We start from the raw sequence: 19758 nt of genomic DNA, 5'->3' as shown, positions 1-19758 counted from the left end.
AGGATCAACAAGCCGGCTACCAGGGCACGGAGAGCCGATAAACCGGACGCCGGGACCTCGCAGACCTGAGAGCCGGACACCGGAACCGGGAAAGCCGACGGACCGGACACCAGGACCCCGGGAACCGACAAGCCCACTGCCCAAGCCCACAGAGCCGACGAACCCAACACCAGAACCTGAAGGACCAGCAAGCCGACCGCCAAAGCCCCGGAGACCGGAAAGCCGAACACCGGAACCCGGAGTATCGACGAGCCGAACACCGGAACCCGGAGGACCGGCTAGCCGAACACCGGAACCTGAAGGACCGACAAGCAACACACCAGAGCCCGGAAGGCCAGCTAGCCGAACACCGGAACCTGAAGGACCGACGAGCCGGACACCGGAGTCAGGAGGACCGACGAGCCGGCCACCGGGAATCGGAGAGGCGAGAGAGCAAGAAACGAAAAGCCCCACCCAGTACCGCTCCGCACCACCCCAGGCACCACACAACAAACCAGCACAGCCACCACACCCACCACCCCCGCAAACACCACACCCACAACAACGAAAACCACACACCCCCGACAGCCACACCACAACACACCGCCGCCACAACACCACCGCACCAGCCACCACAACACCCCCAACCCCAGCCACCAAGCCACCCCCGGACGCAAAGACAACCCCGGCACCGAAACCAACCCCAGGCGAGGAGACAACCCCAACCCCACAAACCCCGGACGCAAAGACATCTCCCACCCCGCAGACGCCCCCCGGCACAAAGCCAGACCCAACCCCGGAGACGACCCCAGACCCGGAGACAACCCCAACCCCGGCCCCAGCCCCGGCACCGGCACCGGAGACAGACCCCCTCACGACGACCATGACGCCACCCGCCGAACCGACCCGATATAAGGCACACGCACAACAAACCGGACTACCCCTGCGCACCCCCGGAGCAAGACGCCGACCGACAACAACACCGGCCCCACCAGAATCAGCACCATCACCGAAACGGGGCCCCAGGCACCGGCGACACCACAGCCAGACCCAACCGGCAGCACACACCCAGCAACAGCAACGCCCACCACCAGCCCCACAACAACGCCCCCACCCACCCCAAACCCACCGGCCCCGAACCCACCCGCCCCGGACCAGCCACCCGCCGCCCCCTCCACCACACGCACCACCACCCCTGCGACCACCACAGCCACCCCAACCAACCCAACCACCCAAAGCAGCCCAACCACCCAAAACAGCCCGGCCACCACGGCCGGCAAGAACAGGCCAACAAAGCACCGCCCACACAAAACCGGCCTCAGACCGCCGCAGGAACACACCCCGCAGCCGGCACAGACACCGTCGCCACAAGCGGCAACGGCCTGCGCGGTAACGCGAACTGCGAGGGCAACGGGCATCAGATGTCTTCCATTGACGAGTCCGGGCATACATCCGAACGGGCAGCAAACAGGCGGCCAGACCCGCCTCAGGCAGTGCACCTGCCTCCTTCACCAAGCAGTGCACCGCCTCCCCACAAGACGACCAGGCACCCAGGCAAACAAGCCAACAGTCCGGCAGAGCAACAACCGACAGCCCGCCCAGCCTGACCACCCACCAAAACAACACCCCACCCACACACCCCCCCGGTCAGACCAGCCCGCACCAGCCAGACCAGCCAGTCAGACCGCCCCCGCCAGCCAGACCAGCCCGCCCGATCCGGCGGAACAGTCCGCCGCAGCAGGTCGGCCCGCCCGGTCCGGCGGAGCAGTCCGGCCCAGCGGCCCGGCCCAGCGGTGCCGGACAAGGCAACGAAGCGACGGTAGGGACAGGCCAGCAGGACGGCGACACGCGACACGTGCAGGGCCGCCCGGCCGACCAGCACAACGGCGATACAGACAGCCGACCGCGCGGCCGGCCAACAGGACGGCGATACAGACCCAACGACCGCGCGGCAAACTGACAGGCTGGCCTAACGCACAGGGGACGGGTCCGCGCCGGCCGCCGCGCGATAGTCCTCGACGGCACGCTCGACGTCCTCGTCCACCAGATCATGATTGAGAGCGAACGCAGCCGCCGCCCCCTTGCCGGCCGCGGTGACCACCAACGCACGCGGATCAGCGACATTACCGACCGCCCACACCCCGAACATGCTGGTCCGCCCGACAGCGTCCGTCGTCACCCAGCCCCGCTCATCCTTCTCACAACCCAGATCACTCAACAACGCATCACGAGGCACCATGCGCGGGAAAACAAACACCGCACGACGAGGCACCACCGACCCCTCCGCCAGCTCCACCCCCCGCAGCCGGTCATCCTCCACCACCAGCCACTTGACCGTGCCGTCGGCTATATAGACATCACGAGCCAACAACCGCTCACGCTGCCCATCAGACAACTCCTGCGTATGCGGGAAATACACCACATCACCCGACCACTGCCGCAACAACAAAGCCTGCTCCACCGCACCCGGATGCGTACCCAGCACCCCCACCGGCTGATCAGCCACCTCATACCCATGGCAATACGGGCAATGCAGCAAATCCCTGCCCCACCGCTCCCGCACACCAGGAATCTCCGGCAACTCATCCCGCAACCCCGTAGCCACCAACACCCGACGAGCCTTCAGCACCGGACCACCATCCAAATGCACAAAAAACCCCGGATCAACATGATCCACCCGACCCTCAATCAACTCCACACCATAACCAGCCACCTCCCTCCGACCCACCTCCAGCAACGCCGCCGGAGACATCCCATCACGCGACAAAAACCCCTGCATATGCGCAGCCGGAGCATTACGCGGCTCACCCGCATCCACCACCACCACCCGCCGACGCGCCCGCGCCAACACCAACGCCGCATTCAACCCAGCAGCACCCCCACCCACCACCACCACGTCATACACATCACTCACTGCGTTGCCCGATGCACCGCTCACGACGACCACCTCCACCACCAGACTGCAACCACCACCCCACAACAACAATTTTTGTTGCCAATCCAGGAACAAACACAACCCAACAACCACACAAAACACCCCACCACAGCACCACCACCGCAGCACCCACACACCGCAACGCCCACAGTCCGAAACAGCCCCCACCCCAACCCCAACCTCGATCTACCGTCACGCCTCGCCCAAACCACAGGACCGCAGCCCAAGCCAACGGCCTGCACAATCGGCCCCCAAAAAAACGTCAAGCCCTCCATGGCCTTGCTTGTGAGTTACGCCGTTGTCACCTACGCAACCATCCGGCTCAACGACAGGCGCTGGCCAGCAAGGCGGCATGGGGAAGGACCAACTGGCCGTCCTCGCCGAGGAACTCCTGCGAGAGCCTGTCGAAGTGCCCCTTGATGTCCGCGTGGGTCTGTTCGGGCTGGCTCAGCAGCAACTGCCCGATGAAGGCCACCCCGGCCACCGGCCCGCTCCACCACTCCTCGGGACTGGCCCGGTGATCCCAGTACAGCGTCTCGCACGCCGCCTCGCGCAGCCCGGCCGACATCATCAGCCCGGCCAGGCCGTCCTGATCGCGCGGGAAATCGTCCTCCGCGGCGAGCGGAGGCAGATGCGAGGGCCGCGTGACCCCCGCCGCCTCGACGGCCCGGCCCAGCAGAGCCTGGCCGGCGGGCGCGGGGACCGCCCAGATCGTCAGGGCGATCCGCCCGCCTGGGCGGAGAACCCGGCGAAGCTCCTTGAGAGCGACCCTCGGGCGACCCACATGATTGAGCACGAAGTTGCCGACCACCGCATCGAACGTGCCGTCCTCGAAGGGGAGCTCCGGCAAGACGGCAGTGAGAACCTCGGCGGCCGGCGCAGCGCGGCCCGCCAGCTCCACCATGCTGGGCTCGGCATCTACCGCCGTCACCATTGCGCCGCGCTCGCAGGCCGCCGCGGCCACCGTTCCCGTCCCGGTCCCGACGTCGAGGACCCGCGCGCCCTCTCCCACCACCGCGGCATCGAGCAACTGCGAAGCCGGATACGCACACAGTTTCGCGAAACTCCCCGCGAACGCCTCCGCACGACCAGACCACGTCCGCCGCTCACACTCATCGAAGGCCGTCACCCGCACCGTCCCCCCTCCCGGTCCCGCCGCAAAGATCCAGAACGCGGCTGGTCAGGACCCTAGCCCAGAGAGGGATCAGTTGGTCGGTCACTCCAAGGAGACCTGTCTCAGGGGCGACAACCCGTGGAAAGTGGCCGCGCACCAGACGGACCGCCAGGACGACGGCGGCCCGGCAATCATCCCGACCGTCCGGCAACTGATCCGGCTCGCGCAGGACGCCAAACTCACGGGCGCCGGCGGACGGGAGACCACGGCCTACCCGGAGACGAAGGCCGGCATCGGCCTCGACTGGGAAAACAAGGCAGCCGCCGCCCGGCGACGCCGGGAGCGGAACGCCGCGGTGGCCGTCGAGGTCCTGCCGCAGCCGTGCGCGAAGTGCGGTGCCGCCGAGGGCCAGCAGTGCAAGACGACGAAGGGCTGGCCCGCCGACAAGAACCCACGTCGGCCGTCAGCGGCAGGTTGCGACGCTCACTGGTTCAACCCGGTGACGGTCCTGGCGCAGGAACGGGATCTGACCCTGCGGGCGGCGGTGGACGCCGCGCACGAAATGCTCGTGACGGCGGTGAGCGGCTTCACCACTGTCAAGCAGCGCCATCTCGGGCACGACGGTCTTCGGGAAGCCGACCGCGTTGACGCGCCGCGGGCGGCGGACCGGTGGGAACACGTGGTGTCGGCCTGCGTGAACCGGCACCGCACCACCTCTCGCTACCACGTCCAGGCCGGCATCCCCGTGCAGGACGGCCATGGAGCAGTGCACACCGGCGAGGCGGCGCCGACGCTGAGGTCCCGGCAGTTCGAGATCGCCCCCTACCCCCTGTACGAACGGCTGCGCACCACCCTCCCCACCGCCTATGACGAGCCGACCGACACCTGGCTGCTGAGCCGCCACGCCGACGTCCGCACCGCCTGGACCGACCAGCGGTTCACCAATGCCGACTACACCTGGCAGATCACCCGCTCCTGGGCCCCAGCATCGTGTTCACGGACGGCCGCGAGCACATCACGCACCGGGCCCTGCTCACCCCGGAGTTCCGCGGCCGGGCCTTGGCCGTCATGGGGGTTGGCTTCGTTGCGGGAGTGTCGAAGGCGCCGCAGAAGCACTCGGGGGCCAAGCAGGCAGGGGTGCCGATGAAAACGCCGGTGGTGGTGATGTCGTGCCGGCCGTCGCTGCCGGAGTTCCTCGGCGTTTGAGCTCGGCAGCCAGTCGCTCCCGTAACTCGTCCCCGTAACTCGTCGTCGAGGTCGTGGTGCGTGTGCAGCGCGTCGGCGGCCTCGATCGCCTGCGCTGCTCCGGCGTTGCCGGTCGGCTCGCCGGTCCCTGCGCTCCGAGATGGTGTGTACTTTCACCGTTCGGATCCATAAAGGGTCTTTTGGCGCTGCTTGTTGTGATGTACTGCCTGCGAACTTGATCATTTAGGGCTGCTACGGCCCGCCCCCATCGAAAGCACGCAGATGTCACGAATACGAACAGCTCGGACCGTTGCCACGCTGCTGGCCGGAGGCGTTCTCGCCGCGGCAGTCCTGACGGCCGAGAAGCCCGCTGCCTCGGATATCGCCCTCCCGGTCGCGGACGTCGCGCCCACGACGGAGATGACGAACGTTCCGCTGACCGGATCGGCGGGCGAACCGCGGCCGGGCACCACATCCGGCAAGGCCGAGCGCGAGATCAGGGTGGAGAGGAACGCCACGAAGACGTTCCGGGCCGTCAGCCTCTCCTGGGAGAAGGGGGTGCGCCTCGACCGCGACGCCCATGCCACCGCCCGGTTCCACCGCAACGGCGAGTGGACCGCATGGCAGGACGTCCCGCTCGGCGGCGACCAGGACTCCAGCGAGGCCAAGCGCGCCGGTTCCGGCGTCTTCTTCTCCGACACCGCCGACGGGGCGCAGCTGCGCCTGACCACCGAGAAGGGCGAACTCCCCAGGAACCTGCGGCTCTCCCTGATCAACCCGGACAAGAAGCCGGAGGCACGCGACGGCAAGGGGACGCAGCGCCTCGCCATGAAGCCCGCGGCCGCCGTCGGTACTGCCGGAGCGTCCGCCGCCGACCGGCTCGCGCCCGCGGTCCACACCCGGGCCGACTGGGGCGCGGACGAGTCCAAGGCCGACCCCGGGCTCAAGGGGATGGACACCGTCCGGGCGATGGTGGTCCACCACACCGTCAACGGCAATGCCTACCGCCCTGAAGACGTGCCCAGCCTGATGCGCGCCATCTACACGGACAAGATCGTCAACGAGGGGTACGGCGACTTCCCGTACCACTTCGTCGTCGACCGTTTCGGCGGTATATGGGAGGGGCGCCGGGGCAGCATCGACGCGAATCCCTCCGCCAGTCCCAAGGCGATCCTGGGCGGCCACGCCGCCGGGTACAACACCGGCACTCTGGGCGTGGCCACCCTCGGCAACTTCGAACCCACCGAGGCGGGCGGCGGCAAGCCGGAGCCGGACATGCTCAACGGCCTGCGCGACATCCTCGCCTGGAAGGGCGCCCAGTATCAGCTGGACCCCAAGGGGAAGGCCGTCCTGGACTTCCCCGGGCAGAATCCCAAGACGGTCGATGTCGTCACCGGACACCGGGACGTGTACGCGACGCTCTGCCCGGGTGAGGATCTCTACGCCCTGCTCCCCGCCCTGCGCCAGCAGGTCGCCGACCGCATGGAGCAGGCCCAGGAGCCGGACGGGACCGCACCGGCCGAGCCCCGCACCCAGCGATGACACCGCATGCGCTGATGCTCACCGCGACGCCCTGACGCCCACCACCAGGCGACCTCGCGCGCCCGGTGCAGTGCGGCCCAGGCCAGGTCTACGCCGGACAGTTGCACCTCGCCCCTGCCGGGCTGCTGCTGGCTGGGGTTGATCGTCTCGGTCGTCTGACCTGCTACCCGTGTCCCTTCGCCATCAGCGAGCTGCGACTGCCACTCGCTGATGGCGAAGGGCGCGCTGCACCAGGGCAGCGTCGCAGATCCACTCGGCGGCGGGTCGCCCTCCCACGTCGACCGTCGTCGTGAAGAGCGTCGTCGTGAAGAGCGTCGTCGTGAAGAGCGTCGCCTCACGCTTCATGAACTCGCCCGAGGCCGTCGTCCGCAGGTCTGCCAGGTCATCCGCGCCGAAGTCGTCAGCGTCGGTCGGCGCGGGCAGCACCTCGCCCTGGTCCTCGTCCGTCTGCCGCGGGCGTCCGGCGAACGCTCCGGCGACCAGGCGGCGGACCGACTCGCTGCGCGGGGCCTGCCAGTTGCCCTCCCACTCCTGGCGGCGGGCCTGCTCCGCGCTGCGGGAGTCCCGGTACGTCTGTGCAGCACGCACCCGGCCCTCAGCAGCCGGCCACAGGGCCACCGCCCCCGCCACCCCGCCCGGGTAAGGGACCCCGACGGGCGGGGCACCCGTTCCAAGGCCGTGGCGCAGTCCAGGAATGCGATCGCCTCGTCCGCCGTCCAGCCCGCGTCGGAGACGTCCCGCAGGAGCCAGGCGATCCGGGGCGCTGGAGCCCGGCCTATCCACGGCACCTGGCGGGTCAGCTCTCCGGACGGCGGGAAACAGCGCCCGACGCTGTTGAGAGGGCGACGGTCTCGCGGCGCAGACGCTGGTACGCGGCGAACGCGTACCGGTATTCCTCCAGTCCTACGGCCGACCACGCCGAAACCGGCACAACGACCGCTCTCCCCCGCCATGTTGGGCCGTATCCGCCGTTACCGCAGCGCTCGTCGCCTCGACCTGCGATGTGCAGGAACTCGCGGCTCGTGCCGGACGCCGCTTCTCCGGCCCGCGGTTTCTATCGCGGTCTCACGACGTGTCGAACGCTTCGGCCGCGGTCAACCGCGACCCTGGTGACCGTTCGCGCCACCTCGGCCTCGACCCGTCCCCGGCCGGCGCTGGGAAAGACCACCGCCCCCGCGAACCACACGGTTTCGCCGACAACCACATGGTTTCGCCGACTCTCCCGAACGTCGCCGGTCTTGAGGGCTACGACAAGATCGCCGACGACACGGATCGGCTCTTCCTCGCCGGGGACGAGTGGTGCCGTGAGACCGGAGCTCGACTCGCACACGCCCTCTCCGAAGGCCGGGTCCTGCCCGCTGGCACGCATGGCGAGCAGTGCGAAGGGCGGGTCCGGCTCGCGCGTCCGGCAGGCGCCGGTGGAGAGCGGCCTCCCAAGGCTGAGCGGAGCGCAGCGGATTGCAGCGGATTGCCGCTGGAGCTGATCCACGGTCAAGCGCGCCGAACGCCGTGCCCGGGAGGTCGGGACCGTCCCGGCAGGCAAGCCGGAGCTCTTCGTCCGGGGCGACGTGGACCAGTTGCTCAAGCAGATCGAAGCCGAAGTCGAAGTCGAGCGTTCAGCGGCTCGTCACGGCCCGACCGGCCCCTGTCCTACCTGGAGGAACAGTTCCTCACGCGCGTCCAGTAGGGCAGGTGACCGCCCAGGCCGCCTCGATCATCCGGAAGATCTCGTCCACCGCGGCCTGCGGATCGGCCGCCTCACGGGCCAGCGAATAGGCGTCGATCACGAACCTCGCGATCGCCCGGCAGGCCGTTGTGGTCTGTGACAGGCCGGGATCGGCGGCGATGGCCGTTGCCAGCGACTCTGCGTGGCGCAGCCTCATCGACTCCTCGTACTCCCGCAGGGCGGGTGATTCGTCGATCAGGCGCCAGATCGGGGCGGCGCTGTCCGCCGTGCAATGTCGCACCAGGGCCTGGATCTCGCGGCGCAGCGCGGGGATGAGCGGTTCGTGCGGCGCCCGGCCGGTGGCCGCCTGCGTAAGGCGTTGCTCGAAGTCGTCGTCCTGCTCGAACACCAGGGCCTCTTTCGAGGCGAAGTGGGAGAAGAGCGTGGTGACGGCCACGTCGGCCTCAGCGGCCACGTCACGGATGCCCACCGCGTCGTACCCGCGTTCCAGGAAGAGCCGCAGGGCGGTGTCAGCGATCTTCTGGCGGGTCGCGGCCTTCTTACGCTCCCGGCGTCCGGGCGGCACAGTCATACCCTGACGCTACCAAATACAAAGGCGGAACGGTTTTTAAACACTAACCGTTAGTGCTACGTTCGACGGCATGAAGAGAGTGAGCTTCGCCGAGTTCGGCGGTCCGGACGTTCTGCACCTCGTAGACGCCGAGGAGCCCCACGCGGGCCCCGGCCAGATACGCATCGCCGTACGGGCGGCGGGCGTGAACCCCGTCGACTGGAGGATCCGTGAAGGCCAGTTCCAGAGGGTCCGTCCGATCGAACTGCCCGCCGGAGTCGGGCAGGACGCCGCCGGGGTGGTGGACGAGATCGGCGAGGGCGTCGAAGGGGTCGAGGTCGGCGACCACGTGTTCGGCGAAGGCTCAAGCACCTATGCCGAGCTCGCTGTTCTGTCGGCCTGGGCCCGGATGCCCGAGGGGCTGACGTTCGCAGAGGCGGCCGGGTACCCCTCCGTCGTGGAGACCGCGCTGCGCATCATCCGCCAGGCCGGTGTGCAGTCCGGGCAGACGCTGCTGGCCAGCGGTGCGTCAGGGGGAGTTGGATCGGCGGTGCTACAGATCGCCCGCGACCGCGGCATCACGGTGATCGGCACGGCCGGGGCCGCGAACCAGGACTATCTGCGCAGCCTGGGTGCCCTCGCCACGACGTACGGCGAGGGCTGGGTCGAGCGGGTGCGGCAGCTCGGCCCTGTCGACGCGGCTCTCGATCTGGCCGGCTCGGGCGTGATCCGCGAGCTCGTCGAACTGACCGGGGATCCGCAGAAGGTGATCTCCATCGCCGATCTCGCCGCACCGGAGCTCGGTGCCCGATACTCCGGCGTGGCCGGGAGCGTGCCGGAAGCGCTCGCCGAGGCCGCCGGCCTCATCTCCCGGGGAAAGCTCCACATCCCGGTCGAGAAGTCGTACACGCTCGCCGAGGCCGCGGCGGCGCACATCGACAGCCGTGCCGGTCATACGCGCGGGCGCCGGGTCGTGGTGGTCTGAGCCGTTTCCTGCGCAGTTGCACGGCCCCGCAAGCTGACTTCCTTCCAGAGATCCTGCCGGGCCCAACCGGCAGGTGTGCGACACGTATGGAGCCCCCATGCACACTCCTGTCACGATCATCGGCGCCGGCCTCGGCGGCCTCGCACTGGCCCGCGTCCTGCACGTCCACGGCATCCCGGCCACCGTCTACGAGGCGGAGCCCTCCCCGACGGCGCGTTCGCAGGGCGGGATGCTCGACATCCACGACCGCAACGGCCAACTCGCCCTCACGGCGGCCGGCCTGATGGACGAGTTCCGCGGCCTCATCCTGGAGGGCCGCCAAGCGATACGGCTCCTCGACCGGAACGGGACCGTCCTGTTCGACAAAGCTGACGACGGCACGGGCGGAAGCCCCGAGGTACAGCGCGGCGAGCTGCGACAGATCCTGCTCGACGCACTCCCGGCCGGCACCGTCCGGTGGGGCCACAAGGCCACCGGCGTCCGCGCCCTCGCCGAGGGCCGCCATGAGGTGACGTTCGCCGACGGCAGCACCGTCGTCACCAGCCTGCTGGTCGGTGCGGACGGCGCGTGGTCACGCGTCCGGCCGCTGCTCTCCGGCGCCACACCCGAGTACGTCGGCCGGTCCGTCGTCGAGACCTCCTTGTACGACGCGGACACCCGGCACCCGGCCACCGCGAAAGCGGTCGGCGGCGGGACGCTCGTCGCGCTCGACCCGGACGCGGACGGGAAGTGGTTCGTGGTTCACCGGGAGAGGGGCGGGACCCTCCGCAGCTACCTCACGCTGACCAAGCCGCAGGACTGGTTCGCCGCCGTCGATTTCACCAATGCCGCCGCAGCCGCCGTGCGGATCGCGGCGGAGTTCGACGGCTGGGCACCAGAACTCATCGCCCTGATCACCGCCGGCGAGACCGCACCGGTCCTGCGCCCCCTCCACGTCCTGCCGACCGGGCACCGCTGGGACCGGGTGCCGGGAGTGACCCTGCTCGGCGACGCCGCCCACCTCTCGACCCCCAATGGCGAAGGCGCCAACGTGGCCATGCAGGACGGCGCCGAACTCGGCAAGGCCCTCGCCGCACACCCCGACGACATCGAGACCGCCCTCACCGCATACGAGCAGGCCATGTTCCCCCGCGGCGCCGCGGCCACCGCCGTAGCCGCCCACAACCCCACATCCCAGGAGGTGATCAACTTCTTCACCCAAGGCGAGCGGACCGATTGAGCGATTCGTCGTGTGGACCCAAGGGCGGGTGGTCGGAACCTGGGAGCGGTAGTGGGGATCTCCGAGAGGCGACAGATGGAGGCGACGGATGGAGGCGACGAATCGGCGCGCCCATCGCGCGCCCGGAGGTGTCTGTCCTGTGAGTCGCTCTTCGGCCGGCGGTCGAAGTCTCCTCCGTGAGTTACCGACCGCTGCCAAGAAGACTGGCCGGAAGGGGCGCGCCGGGACGAGGTACGCCGGCACCCTGCCTCCGGCGCCGGTGGGGGGTGCGGACGCCTCGGGGCATCCCGGGCCGCCGGTCGGGTCGGTGGTGGACACGTATCCGTGCGACCGGGACGGTGGGCGGACCACCATGTCGCGCCGGGGGTGAGAGGGACGGACGGTGCGGACGGGCCGGGGGCGGCCGTTCCGCGCGGGACGGGCCGGGGCGGACGGGCGGACGGGCGGACCACCGCATCGCACCGGCATTCGTTGCCCCGGGTCACACCATTCCAGCGATAACCACGGGCATGTCGATGACGCACGCGGATGGAGGGCGCCACTTTCGGCCATGCTGTGCGCGGGGGTTTCGGTCTTGCCGACCGCGTCGCCGGTACCGTCTCATCCCTGAGGGCCATCAATCCAGCCAACCACGGTCCGGACAGGTGTAATCGGCACGGGGATATTACTATTGAGAGCGAAATTGATGGGCACAGAGGGGGAGAGACATGCGGCCTCGCGTGGACGAGATGCTCGACTACTGCACCCTTGAGGTCGCGATGACCGTCTGTGGGGGTGTCTGGAAGCTCAGCATCCTTAAATACCTGTTTGCGGGAACGCTGCGTTTCGGCGAGCTGAATCGCGCGATGCCGGATATCACTCCGCGGATGCTCACTCGCCAGCTCCGTGATCTGGAGGAGGACGGGCTCGTGCTGCGGACCGTCTACCGCGAGGTGCCGCCCCGGGTGGAGTACTCGCTGACCGAGATCGGTATGAGCCTCAAGAGTCTGGTGGACCAGCTGGAGGAGTGGGGCAACTGGTACCGCGAGCAGATCCGCAGCCCTGTTCCCGACTCCTCTGTCGCCTGACCCTCGGCGCCACGCCGGCGGCCGGACCGCCGTGTCCCGCGGGGCGATGAACGTCCCGCGGGACACGGACGCGGCGACGGCACCAGTGGCTCGGTGACGTCAACCGGGGTGATCAGCCGGCGGACTGGTGCTCCGACACCTCCGCCGCGGCCACGGGCTTGGCCGGCCGCAGGAGGACGGCGACCACTGTGGCGAGCACCAGCAGCACGGCGGCCGCGGTCGCGGTCGTGAGGGCGAATCCCGTTTCGTATGCGCGTTGGGCGCTGCCGCGAAGGGCTTCCCGTGCACCACCCGCGAGCTTGCCGGCCAGCTCCACCGCGGTGCCGAGCGATCCGGAGGCGGCGTCCTGCTCGCTCGGTGTGAGTCCGCCGACCGGGGTGAAGTTGGCCCGGTAGGCCACCGTGACGATGATGCCCATCGCGGCGACGCCGAGGCCCGCCCCGAGCGAGAATCCGACCTCCTGCACGGCTCCCGCCTCCGCGGCCCGCTCCGGAGGCGCTGCGCTCATCATCGAATCCGCGCCCAGCGTCATCACCGTGCCTGCGCCGAGGCCGACCGCGATCAGTGAGGGGAGGTTGCCGGCCGCGCCGAACACCGCCAGTGCGAGCAGCGCGAGGGCGAGCACGGACGCCCCGACGGTCACCCCCATGCGGTTGCCGACCGCTGCGGCCAGCTTCGGGGCGACCACGCCGCCGACGGCACTGGCGACCGCGACCGGGACCAGTGTCAGGCCGGCCGTCAACGGCGAGTATCCGTCCACCAGTTGCAGCTGCTGGGTCAGCAGGAACAGCAAGCCCGTGTAGGCGCCGTAGCAGAGCAGGATCGACACGGTGGACACGGAGAACCGCCGGTCGGTGAAGAGCCGCATGTCCAGCAAGGGGTTCGGGATGCGGCGCTGCCGTACGGTGAAGCCTGCCAGCAGCGCCGCTCCCAGCACCCCGACCGCCACGGTGACCGGGGACAGCTTCTCGGGCTGCCCGATGTGTTGCAGCGCGTACACCGCGCCTGCCAGGCCGAGGATGGAGAGCACCGCGCTGGGGACGTCCCAGCGTTGCGGGTCGGGATTGCGGGACTCGGGGACCAGCACCAGGCCGAGTACGACGGCGACGGCCGCGATCGGCACATTGACCAGGAATACCGCCCCCCAGGAGAACTTCTCGACCAGCGCTCCGCCGGCCAGCGGGCCGAGCGCCGCACCGGTGCTGGAACTGGCCACCCACAACCCGTACGCCAGCGCCCGCTCACGGGGCACCGGGAAGATCACGCGGATGATGACCACCGTGCTGGACAGCAGCATCGAGTAGCCCAGGCCCTGAACGGCCCGTGCCGCGATGAGCTGTCCCGGTGCGGTGGTCAGGGCCGCCGCGAGCGAGGCCAGCGCGAAGGTCGCGAGCCCCGCCAGCAGCATCCGCTTGCGCCCGATCCGGTCGCCCACCGTGGAGCAGACCACCAGGGTCGCCGCCACGGTGAGCGCATATCCGTCCATAATCCACAGGAGTTCGGAACTCGACGGCAGCAATTCCCGGCTCACCGTCGGCAGCGCGACATTGAGAATGGTGAGGTCCATACCGCCCATGAGCATCCCGGCCAGCAATACGGCCAATACCGCCCAGCGGCGAGAAGCTGTCTTTTCTTCCGTCATCTCACTATCGTGCAGACCGTCATCAGCGAAGACAAGTACGGTATTTCCTGTCCCTTAGGGACATTATGTGTACTATCCCTGACCAGTTGTTTCCAGCCGATTGCAGAAGGATGACAGAGGGCGCCCGCGCTGTTGACGCCACCGAAACGGAGTGGCAAGAACAGAACGGCAGGGTGAATTCAAGGGGACTTCAGGACACCGGCTCGCGGCGGCGGGGCGCTCGCGCGGTTCACCGGCCGCCGGCGGGGTCGAGCAGGCGCATGAGCCGTGGTGGTGTGTCCACCGACGGCAGGGCGGCAACGGCTGCCACGGCCGCGTGCAGGTCCGGCTCGCGGACGGTTCCCGTGGTCACCGTCAGCGCGTCGCGGCCGGCCGTCCGGCTCCGTCGGACGGAGTCCACCCCTACGTCGTGGGAGCGCAGCACAGAGGTGACACCGTCGAGTCCCGACAGGGAGTCGTTGACGCCGATCCTGAGGTGATACCGGGTGCGCAGCTCCCGTATGTGCTGGGTGAGTTCGGGCTCGGTGGCCGGTGCCGTGGTCTCCCGGTGGCCGAGCAGCCTCCTTCTCGCCGCCGTCACCAGGTCGCCGATGACCGCGCTGGACGTGGGAGCCCCTCCGGCGCCCGCGCCCCGGAACAGCAGCGGGCCGGTATCGGGGGCCTCGACGATGACCCCGTTGTCCGCACCCGGCACATCGGCGAGCGGGTGCGCGCGAGCGACCATCGCGGGATGGACCCGGGCCAGGATTCCCTCCTGACCGTGCCGGGCGGGAATGCGCTCCAGCACGGTGACCAGCTTGACCACCCGGTCGCAGGCATGGGCGTCCGCCACATCCGTCGCGGTCACCCCCGTGATGCCTTCGCGGTGGACGCTCTCCAGGGGCATCCAGGTGTGGAACGCCAGCGACGCGAGGATCACGGCCTTGCACGCCGCGTCCGTCCCCGCGACATCGGCGGTCGGGTCGGCCTCGGCGTACCCGCGCTCGACGGCTTCGCGCAGCGCCGCCCCGAAGTCGCCGCCCGTCTGCGTCATACGGTCCAGGATGTAGTTGGTGGTTCCGTTGACGATGCCGACGACGCGGGTGATCCGGTCGCCGACGAGCGAGTCGCGCAGCGGGCGCAGCAGGGGAATCGCCGCGGCCACGGACGCCTCGTAGGACAGGCCGACGCCGTGGAGTGCGGCCGTCTCGTGGAGAGAGGGCCCGTGTGCGGCCAGTAGCGCCTTGTTGGCGCTCACCACGGAAGCGCCGTGTTCCATGGCCGTGGTGATCAGGGCGTGGGCCGGTTCGGTGCCGCTGAGCAGTTCCACGACGATGTCGACATCGTCGCGTTTGACCAGCGCCAGCGGATCGTCGGTCCACAGCTGTGGGTCGATGGCGAGGCCCCTGGGCCGCCGGAGATCACGCACGGCGACACCGGCCAGTTCGAGGGGCGCGCCGACGCGGCCCGCCAGTACGGCCCGCGTCTCGTGCAGCCTGCGGACGACTTCGGTGCCGACCGCTCCACAACCGAGTACAGCCACTCTCAGGGGTTCGGCGTTCATGGCGAGGTCCTTTCGACGGCGCGCTGGGGAGGTGAGGGGCGGCCGGGGCAGGCGGTGGCCCCGGGCGGGCCCGTATCGAGGGGCGGGGGCACGGTCAGCGTCCGGTCCCCGCGTGGACGACCGCCTCGGTTGCGGCGTCGAGACCGAATGCCCGGTGCAACACGCGTACCGCGTCGTCGAGTTGGTCCGCGCGGCACAGCGCGGACACGCGGATCCCGGAGGCGGAGACCAGGTCGGCGCCGATACCGGCCCCGGACAGGGTGCGGCGGAGCGTCGCCATGACGCCGGCGTCTCTTCGGAGCCCGGCGCCCACGAGCGAGACCTGGCCCGCCGACGTGTCGCACCGCACCGTCCCGTAACCGATACGGGTGCGGTGCCGCTCCAGCAGTTCCACGGTGTGCGGTCCGTCCGTGTCCCGTACGGTGAAGGCCAGTTCGCCCCGCGGCGGAACCGGGAGGTCCGGCAGCATGCCCACGGGGATTCCGGCGGCGGCGAACACGTCGGAGATCCGAGCCACCGCCGGGAGTTCAGCGGGGACGTCCGCCACGGTGACCTTGGCTATCGACCGGGTGTGGGTCACACCCGTGACAACGGATTCCGCCGCCGAAGCGCTCTGCACCGCCGACGATACGAGCGTTCCGGGGTGATCGGTGAAGGAGGAGCGGACACAGATGTCGACATTGTGGCGGCGTGCGTGCTCCACGCAGCGCGACATGAGAACTTTCGCGCCGGTGGCCGCCATTTCCAGCATTTCCTCGCAGCTGATGGCGGCCAGCAGTCTCGCGTTGCCGACCACTCGGGGGTCGGCGGAGAACACACCGTCGACGTCCGTGTAGATCTCGCACACATCGGCTTTCAGTGCCGCGGCCAGCGCGACAGCGGTCATGTCCGAGCCGCCCCGCCCCAGCGTCGTGGTGTCGCCGGTGTCCCGGCTGATGCCCTGGAACCCCGCGACCAGGGCGATCGCGCCCTGTGCCAGCACCTCGCGGACCCGGTTCGGTACCACGTCGACGATGCGTGCGCTGCCGTGGTCGGCGGTGGTGAACACCCCTGCCTGCGCCCCCGAAAGGGACTGCGCACTGCCCCCCAGGTCATGGATCGCCATGGCCATCAGCGCATTGGACACCCGCTCGCCGGCGGTGAGCAGCATGTCCATTTCCCGCGCCGGCCGGTTGCCGCTGACCTTCTCCGCGAGGTCGATCAGCTCATCACTGGTGTCGCCCATCGCCGAACAGACGACGACGACTTCGCGACCGCTGCGCCGGGTCCGCAGAATGCGCTCGGCAACCTGTCTCATCCGGTCCGCGCCCTGCAACGAGGACCCTCCGTACTTCTGGACGACCAGCACGTACCTGCTCCATTCGACATTCGGCTGACTCGGTGTCCGGGACGGCCCGGCGGCCGTGTGCGCAGGGCGCCCTGCCCCACCGCCCGGTGGACGGTGAGGCAGGGCGGGCAGGCTCAGAACGTCGAGCCGAGCCAGGTCGCGACCGCCTGCGCGGTCGAGTCGGCGAACTCGTCGATCATCGAGACATGGCTGCCCGGCACGGAGACCTCGGTGTGCGGCAGCGGCCAGACGGAGCGCTCCCCGCCGTCGTCCCCGGGCAGTTGTCCGGCCCGGACCATCAGGGTGGGCACTTCTGCCCGCTGGGGCGACCAGCCACGGAACAGGCTGAGGTAGCGGCCCATGGCGGTCAGGTTCGCGTCGTCGACCAGATCGGCCGCCTCCGGCTTGGCGGCCAGCTCGTCGAAGAGCGTCGACTGGATCTGAAGTATCTCCCGGTCGCCCGGCAGATAGCTGTCCAGCAGCACGACACCCGCGGGCCGGTGCTGACCCCGCAGCGCCTCGGCCACCGCCTGGGCGAGCCACCCGCCCGAGGAGTAGCCCAGCAGGACGAACGGCCGGTCCGCCGCGCACGCCCGTACCGCCTCGGCCTGTGCCCGTACGAGCGACTCGATGGTCTCGGGCAGTGGTTCGGACTCGGCGTAGCCGCCGGCCGTCAGCGAGTACACATCGCGCTCACCGCGGAAGGCCGACGCGAACCTGGCGAACTGGTAAGGGCTCGCCGGGGCCACGAAGGACGGCAGGCACACCAGGGCGGGCCGCTGCTCGCCACGGGCGAACCGGATCGGTGGCCGCTCCGGCGCGGGCCGGTCCGTGGCCGGCCGGAGCCGGGCCGCGACCGCCAGCAGGTCGAGCCCCTCGGTGATCTGTCCGCCCGCGCATGCCGACCGGAACAGTGACATGAGCGGAGTGGGCGGTGCGGAGGCTGCGCCGGACGGTGTGCCGGGTGCCTCGGTGACGGCCACGGAACCGCTCAGGGCCCCGGGCCCCGTATCGGAGCCGCTTTCGCCCCTGTTCCCGTCCCCCGCCTCGGGTCCGGTTGCGGACCCCGCCCCCGAGTCGGTGATCAGCTCGTCGAGCACCTTGGTCAGCTGGTCGACGGTCGGATGGTCGAACAGCACCGTGACCGGCAGCCGGATTCCGGTCAGCGCCGCCAGGCGGGTGCGCAGTTCCATCGCGGAGAGTGAGTTGAGCCCCAGCTCGGTGAAGGTGTCCGTCACCTCCACCGTGCCCCCCTTGCCGCGGCCGAGCGCCAGGGCAAGCTCTTCGGTGATCACCTCGGCGATCAGCTCGGCGCGCTCCTGGCCGGTGAGCCCGGCGAGCCTCGCCGCCGGCCCCTGGGTGGCCGGTGCGGCCGTGGTCATGTGCACGCCGGAGCGGTCGAGCCAGTAGCGCTCGCGCTGGAAGGCGTACGTCGGGAGGTCGGCACGGGCCGTACCGGTGCGGCCGAACACCCCGCCCCAGTCGATGCGCACACCATCGGCGAACAGCTGGGCCGCGGAGCGCAGGAGCTCCGCCGGTTCACCGCTGTTCCTGCGCAGCGAGCCCGTGACCACCGCTTCGCCGGCCACCGCATCCACCGTGTCCTGGATCCCGATGGTCAGCACCGGGTGCGGACTGACCTCGATGAACACCGTGTGCTTGCTGTCCAGCAGCGTCTGCGTGGTCTCTTGCAGCCGGACCGTCTGCCGCAGATTGCGGTACCAGTAGTCCTGGTCCAGCTCGCGGGTGTCCAGGAGCTGCGCGGTGACCGTCGAGTAGAACGGGATCTCCGACAACTGCGGCCGGATCCCGGACAGGCTCGCGGTGATCTCCGCTTGCACGTCCTCCACATGAGGCGAATGGGAGGCGTAGTCGACCGGTACCGTCCGCGCCCGTACGCCGTCGTCGGCCAGCTGTTCCCGCAGCCGCTCCACCGCTGCCGCGTCACCGGCCACCACGGTCGAGTTCGGCCCGTTGACGGCCGCCACGGAGAGCTGCCCGGCCCACGGCTCCAGCAGGGTGCGTACCCGGTCGTGGGCGAGCGGCACGGACAGCATGCCGCCGCGGCCGGCGATCGCGAGCAGGGCCTGGCTGCGCAGTGCCACGATGCGGGCGGCGTCCTCCAGCGAGAGGGCGCCCGCCACGTACGCGGCGGCGATCTCGCCCTGCGAGTGGCCCATGACGGCCGACGGTGCGACGCCGAGCGCCTTCCATGCCTCCGCCAGCGAGACCATCACCGCGAACAGCACCGGCTGCACCACGTCGACCCGGTCCAGGCCCGGCGCGCCCGGCACGCCCCGCACGACCTCGATCAGGTTCCAGTCGGTGTGTTCGGCCAGGGCCTGCTCGCACCGGGCCATCGCCGCGGCGAACTCCGGTGAGCTGTCGAGGAGTCCGGTGGCCATACCGGCCCACTGTGTGCCCTGGCCGGGGAAGACGAAGACGACCTTGTCGCGGGGGCGCGTGGCGATCGGGGTCGCCTCGGTGGCCGTCACCTCGCTGAGCCCGGCCAGCAGCTCCGTGCGGTCGGTGCCGACCACCACCGTGCGGTGGTCGAAAACCGCACGGGTGGTGGCGAGGCTGGATCCGATGTCGGCCGGGTCCCAGTCGTCCCGCCCGGCCAAGTGGTCACGCAGCCGCTCCGCCTGGGCCCGCAGCGCCTGCGGACTCCGGCCCGACAGCACCCACGGCACAGCGGACAGCCGCGCGGCGAGCTCCGGCCGGGCAACGTCCTCCGGCGGAGCCTGCTCGATGATCACGTGCGCGTTGGTACCACTGATCCCGAACGACGAGACACCCGCCCGCCGCGGACCCGTGGCATCCCACGGCTGAGATTCGGTCAGCAATCGCACCGCACCACTGGACCAGTCGACATGCCCGGACGGCTTCCGCACATGCAGCGTCGGGGGCAGCACACCGTGCCGCATCGCCATCACCATCTTGATGACACCACCCACACCCGCGGCCGCCTGCGTATGCCCGA

Annotated in this window: 13 protein-coding genes; 5 read left to right on the top strand and 8 right to left on the bottom strand. The window is 69.8% G+C overall.

Going from position 1 to position 19758, the window contains the following annotated elements; translation table 11 throughout:
* Nucleotides 1-1948 precede the first annotated feature (1948 nt).
* Together ACLJWH_RS28415 and ACLJWH_RS28410 are read right to left on the bottom strand one after the other, a co-directional pair.
* On the bottom strand, nucleotides 1949-2932 hold the full coding sequence (locus tag ACLJWH_RS28415) for an NAD(P)/FAD-dependent oxidoreductase (protein ID WP_411144795.1): 984 nt from the start codon (nucleotides 2930-2932) through the stop codon (nucleotides 1949-1951).
* A 304-nt stretch (nucleotides 2933-3236) separates the two neighbouring features.
* Complete coding sequence (locus ACLJWH_RS28410) at nucleotides 3237-4043, bottom strand: class I SAM-dependent methyltransferase (protein ID WP_411144627.1); 807 nt, start codon at nucleotides 4041-4043, stop codon at nucleotides 3237-3239.
* Between the two features lie 130 nt (nucleotides 4044-4173).
* On the opposite strand from ACLJWH_RS28410, the gene ACLJWH_RS28405 reads away from it, so the two are divergent.
* Both ACLJWH_RS28405 and ACLJWH_RS28400 read left to right on the top strand, forming a co-directional pair.
* The gene (locus tag ACLJWH_RS28405) at nucleotides 4174-5175 is read left to right on the top strand and encodes a hypothetical protein (protein WP_411144626.1); all 1002 of its coding nucleotides are present in this window, start codon (nucleotides 4174-4176) and stop codon (nucleotides 5173-5175) included.
* A 320-nt stretch (nucleotides 5176-5495) separates the two neighbouring features.
* On the top strand, nucleotides 5496-6755 hold the full coding sequence (locus ACLJWH_RS28400) for an N-acetylmuramoyl-L-alanine amidase (protein WP_411144625.1): 1260 nt from the start codon (nucleotides 5496-5498) through the stop codon (nucleotides 6753-6755).
* 183 nt (nucleotides 6756-6938) lie between these two features.
* On the opposite strand, the gene ACLJWH_RS28395 is transcribed toward ACLJWH_RS28400, so the two are convergent.
* On the bottom strand, nucleotides 6939-7343 hold the full coding sequence (locus ACLJWH_RS28395; protein WP_411144624.1) for a hypothetical protein: 405 nt from the start codon (nucleotides 7341-7343) through the stop codon (nucleotides 6939-6941).
* Nucleotides 7344-8425: 1082 nt separating this feature from the next.
* Nucleotides 8426-9013, bottom strand: a complete 588-nt coding sequence (locus ACLJWH_RS28390) for a TetR/AcrR family transcriptional regulator (RefSeq protein WP_411144623.1) — start codon at nucleotides 9011-9013, stop codon at nucleotides 8426-8428.
* A 70-nt stretch (nucleotides 9014-9083) separates the two neighbouring features.
* Here ACLJWH_RS28390 and ACLJWH_RS28385 point away from each other — a divergent pair, with 70 nt between their 5' ends.
* The 3 genes from ACLJWH_RS28385 to ACLJWH_RS28375 all read left to right on the top strand — a co-directional run bounded on the left by ACLJWH_RS28385 (nucleotide 9084) and on the right by ACLJWH_RS28375 (nucleotide 12263).
* The gene (locus tag ACLJWH_RS28385) at nucleotides 9084-9977 is read left to right on the top strand and encodes an NADP-dependent oxidoreductase (RefSeq protein ID WP_411144622.1); all 894 of its coding nucleotides are present in this window, start codon (nucleotides 9084-9086) and stop codon (nucleotides 9975-9977) included.
* Nucleotides 9978-10074: 97 nt separating this feature from the next.
* The gene (locus tag ACLJWH_RS28380; protein ID WP_411144621.1) at nucleotides 10075-11196 is read left to right on the top strand and encodes an FAD-dependent oxidoreductase; all 1122 of its coding nucleotides are present in this window, start codon (nucleotides 10075-10077) and stop codon (nucleotides 11194-11196) included.
* Between the two features lie 707 nt (nucleotides 11197-11903).
* The gene (locus ACLJWH_RS28375; protein ID WP_411144620.1) at nucleotides 11904-12263 is read left to right on the top strand and encodes a winged helix-turn-helix transcriptional regulator; all 360 of its coding nucleotides are present in this window, start codon (nucleotides 11904-11906) and stop codon (nucleotides 12261-12263) included.
* Nucleotides 12264-12375: 112 nt separating this feature from the next.
* Here ACLJWH_RS28375 and ACLJWH_RS28370 read toward each other — a convergent pair whose 3' ends face one another.
* The 4 genes from ACLJWH_RS28370 to ACLJWH_RS28355 form a co-directional block, all read right to left on the bottom strand.
* Nucleotides 12376-13905 (bottom strand): MFS transporter, encoded by a 1530-nt coding sequence (locus ACLJWH_RS28370; protein ID WP_411144619.1) that lies wholly within the window; start codon nucleotides 13903-13905, stop codon nucleotides 12376-12378.
* Nucleotides 13906-14134: 229 nt separating this feature from the next.
* Nucleotides 14135-15448, bottom strand: a complete 1314-nt coding sequence (locus ACLJWH_RS28365; RefSeq protein WP_411144618.1) for a homoserine dehydrogenase — start codon at nucleotides 15446-15448, stop codon at nucleotides 14135-14137.
* A 94-nt stretch (nucleotides 15449-15542) separates the two neighbouring features.
* Entirely contained in the window at nucleotides 15543-16796 is a 1254-nt protein-coding gene (locus ACLJWH_RS28360; protein ID WP_411144617.1) for an aspartate kinase, read from the bottom strand.
* A gap of 113 nt (nucleotides 16797-16909) precedes the next feature.
* Nucleotides 16910-19758 (bottom strand): type I polyketide synthase (locus ACLJWH_RS28355; RefSeq protein ID WP_411144616.1); only part of this gene is annotated, 2849 nt, incomplete at its 5' end.

Origin of the sequence: Streptomyces sp. x-80 (assembly GCF_046549095.1) — a bacterium.
GTDB classification, from domain to species: domain Bacteria; phylum Actinomycetota; class Actinomycetes; order Streptomycetales; family Streptomycetaceae; genus Streptomyces; species Streptomyces celluloflavus.
This window is presented reverse-complemented; position numbering and strand designations above follow the sequence as displayed.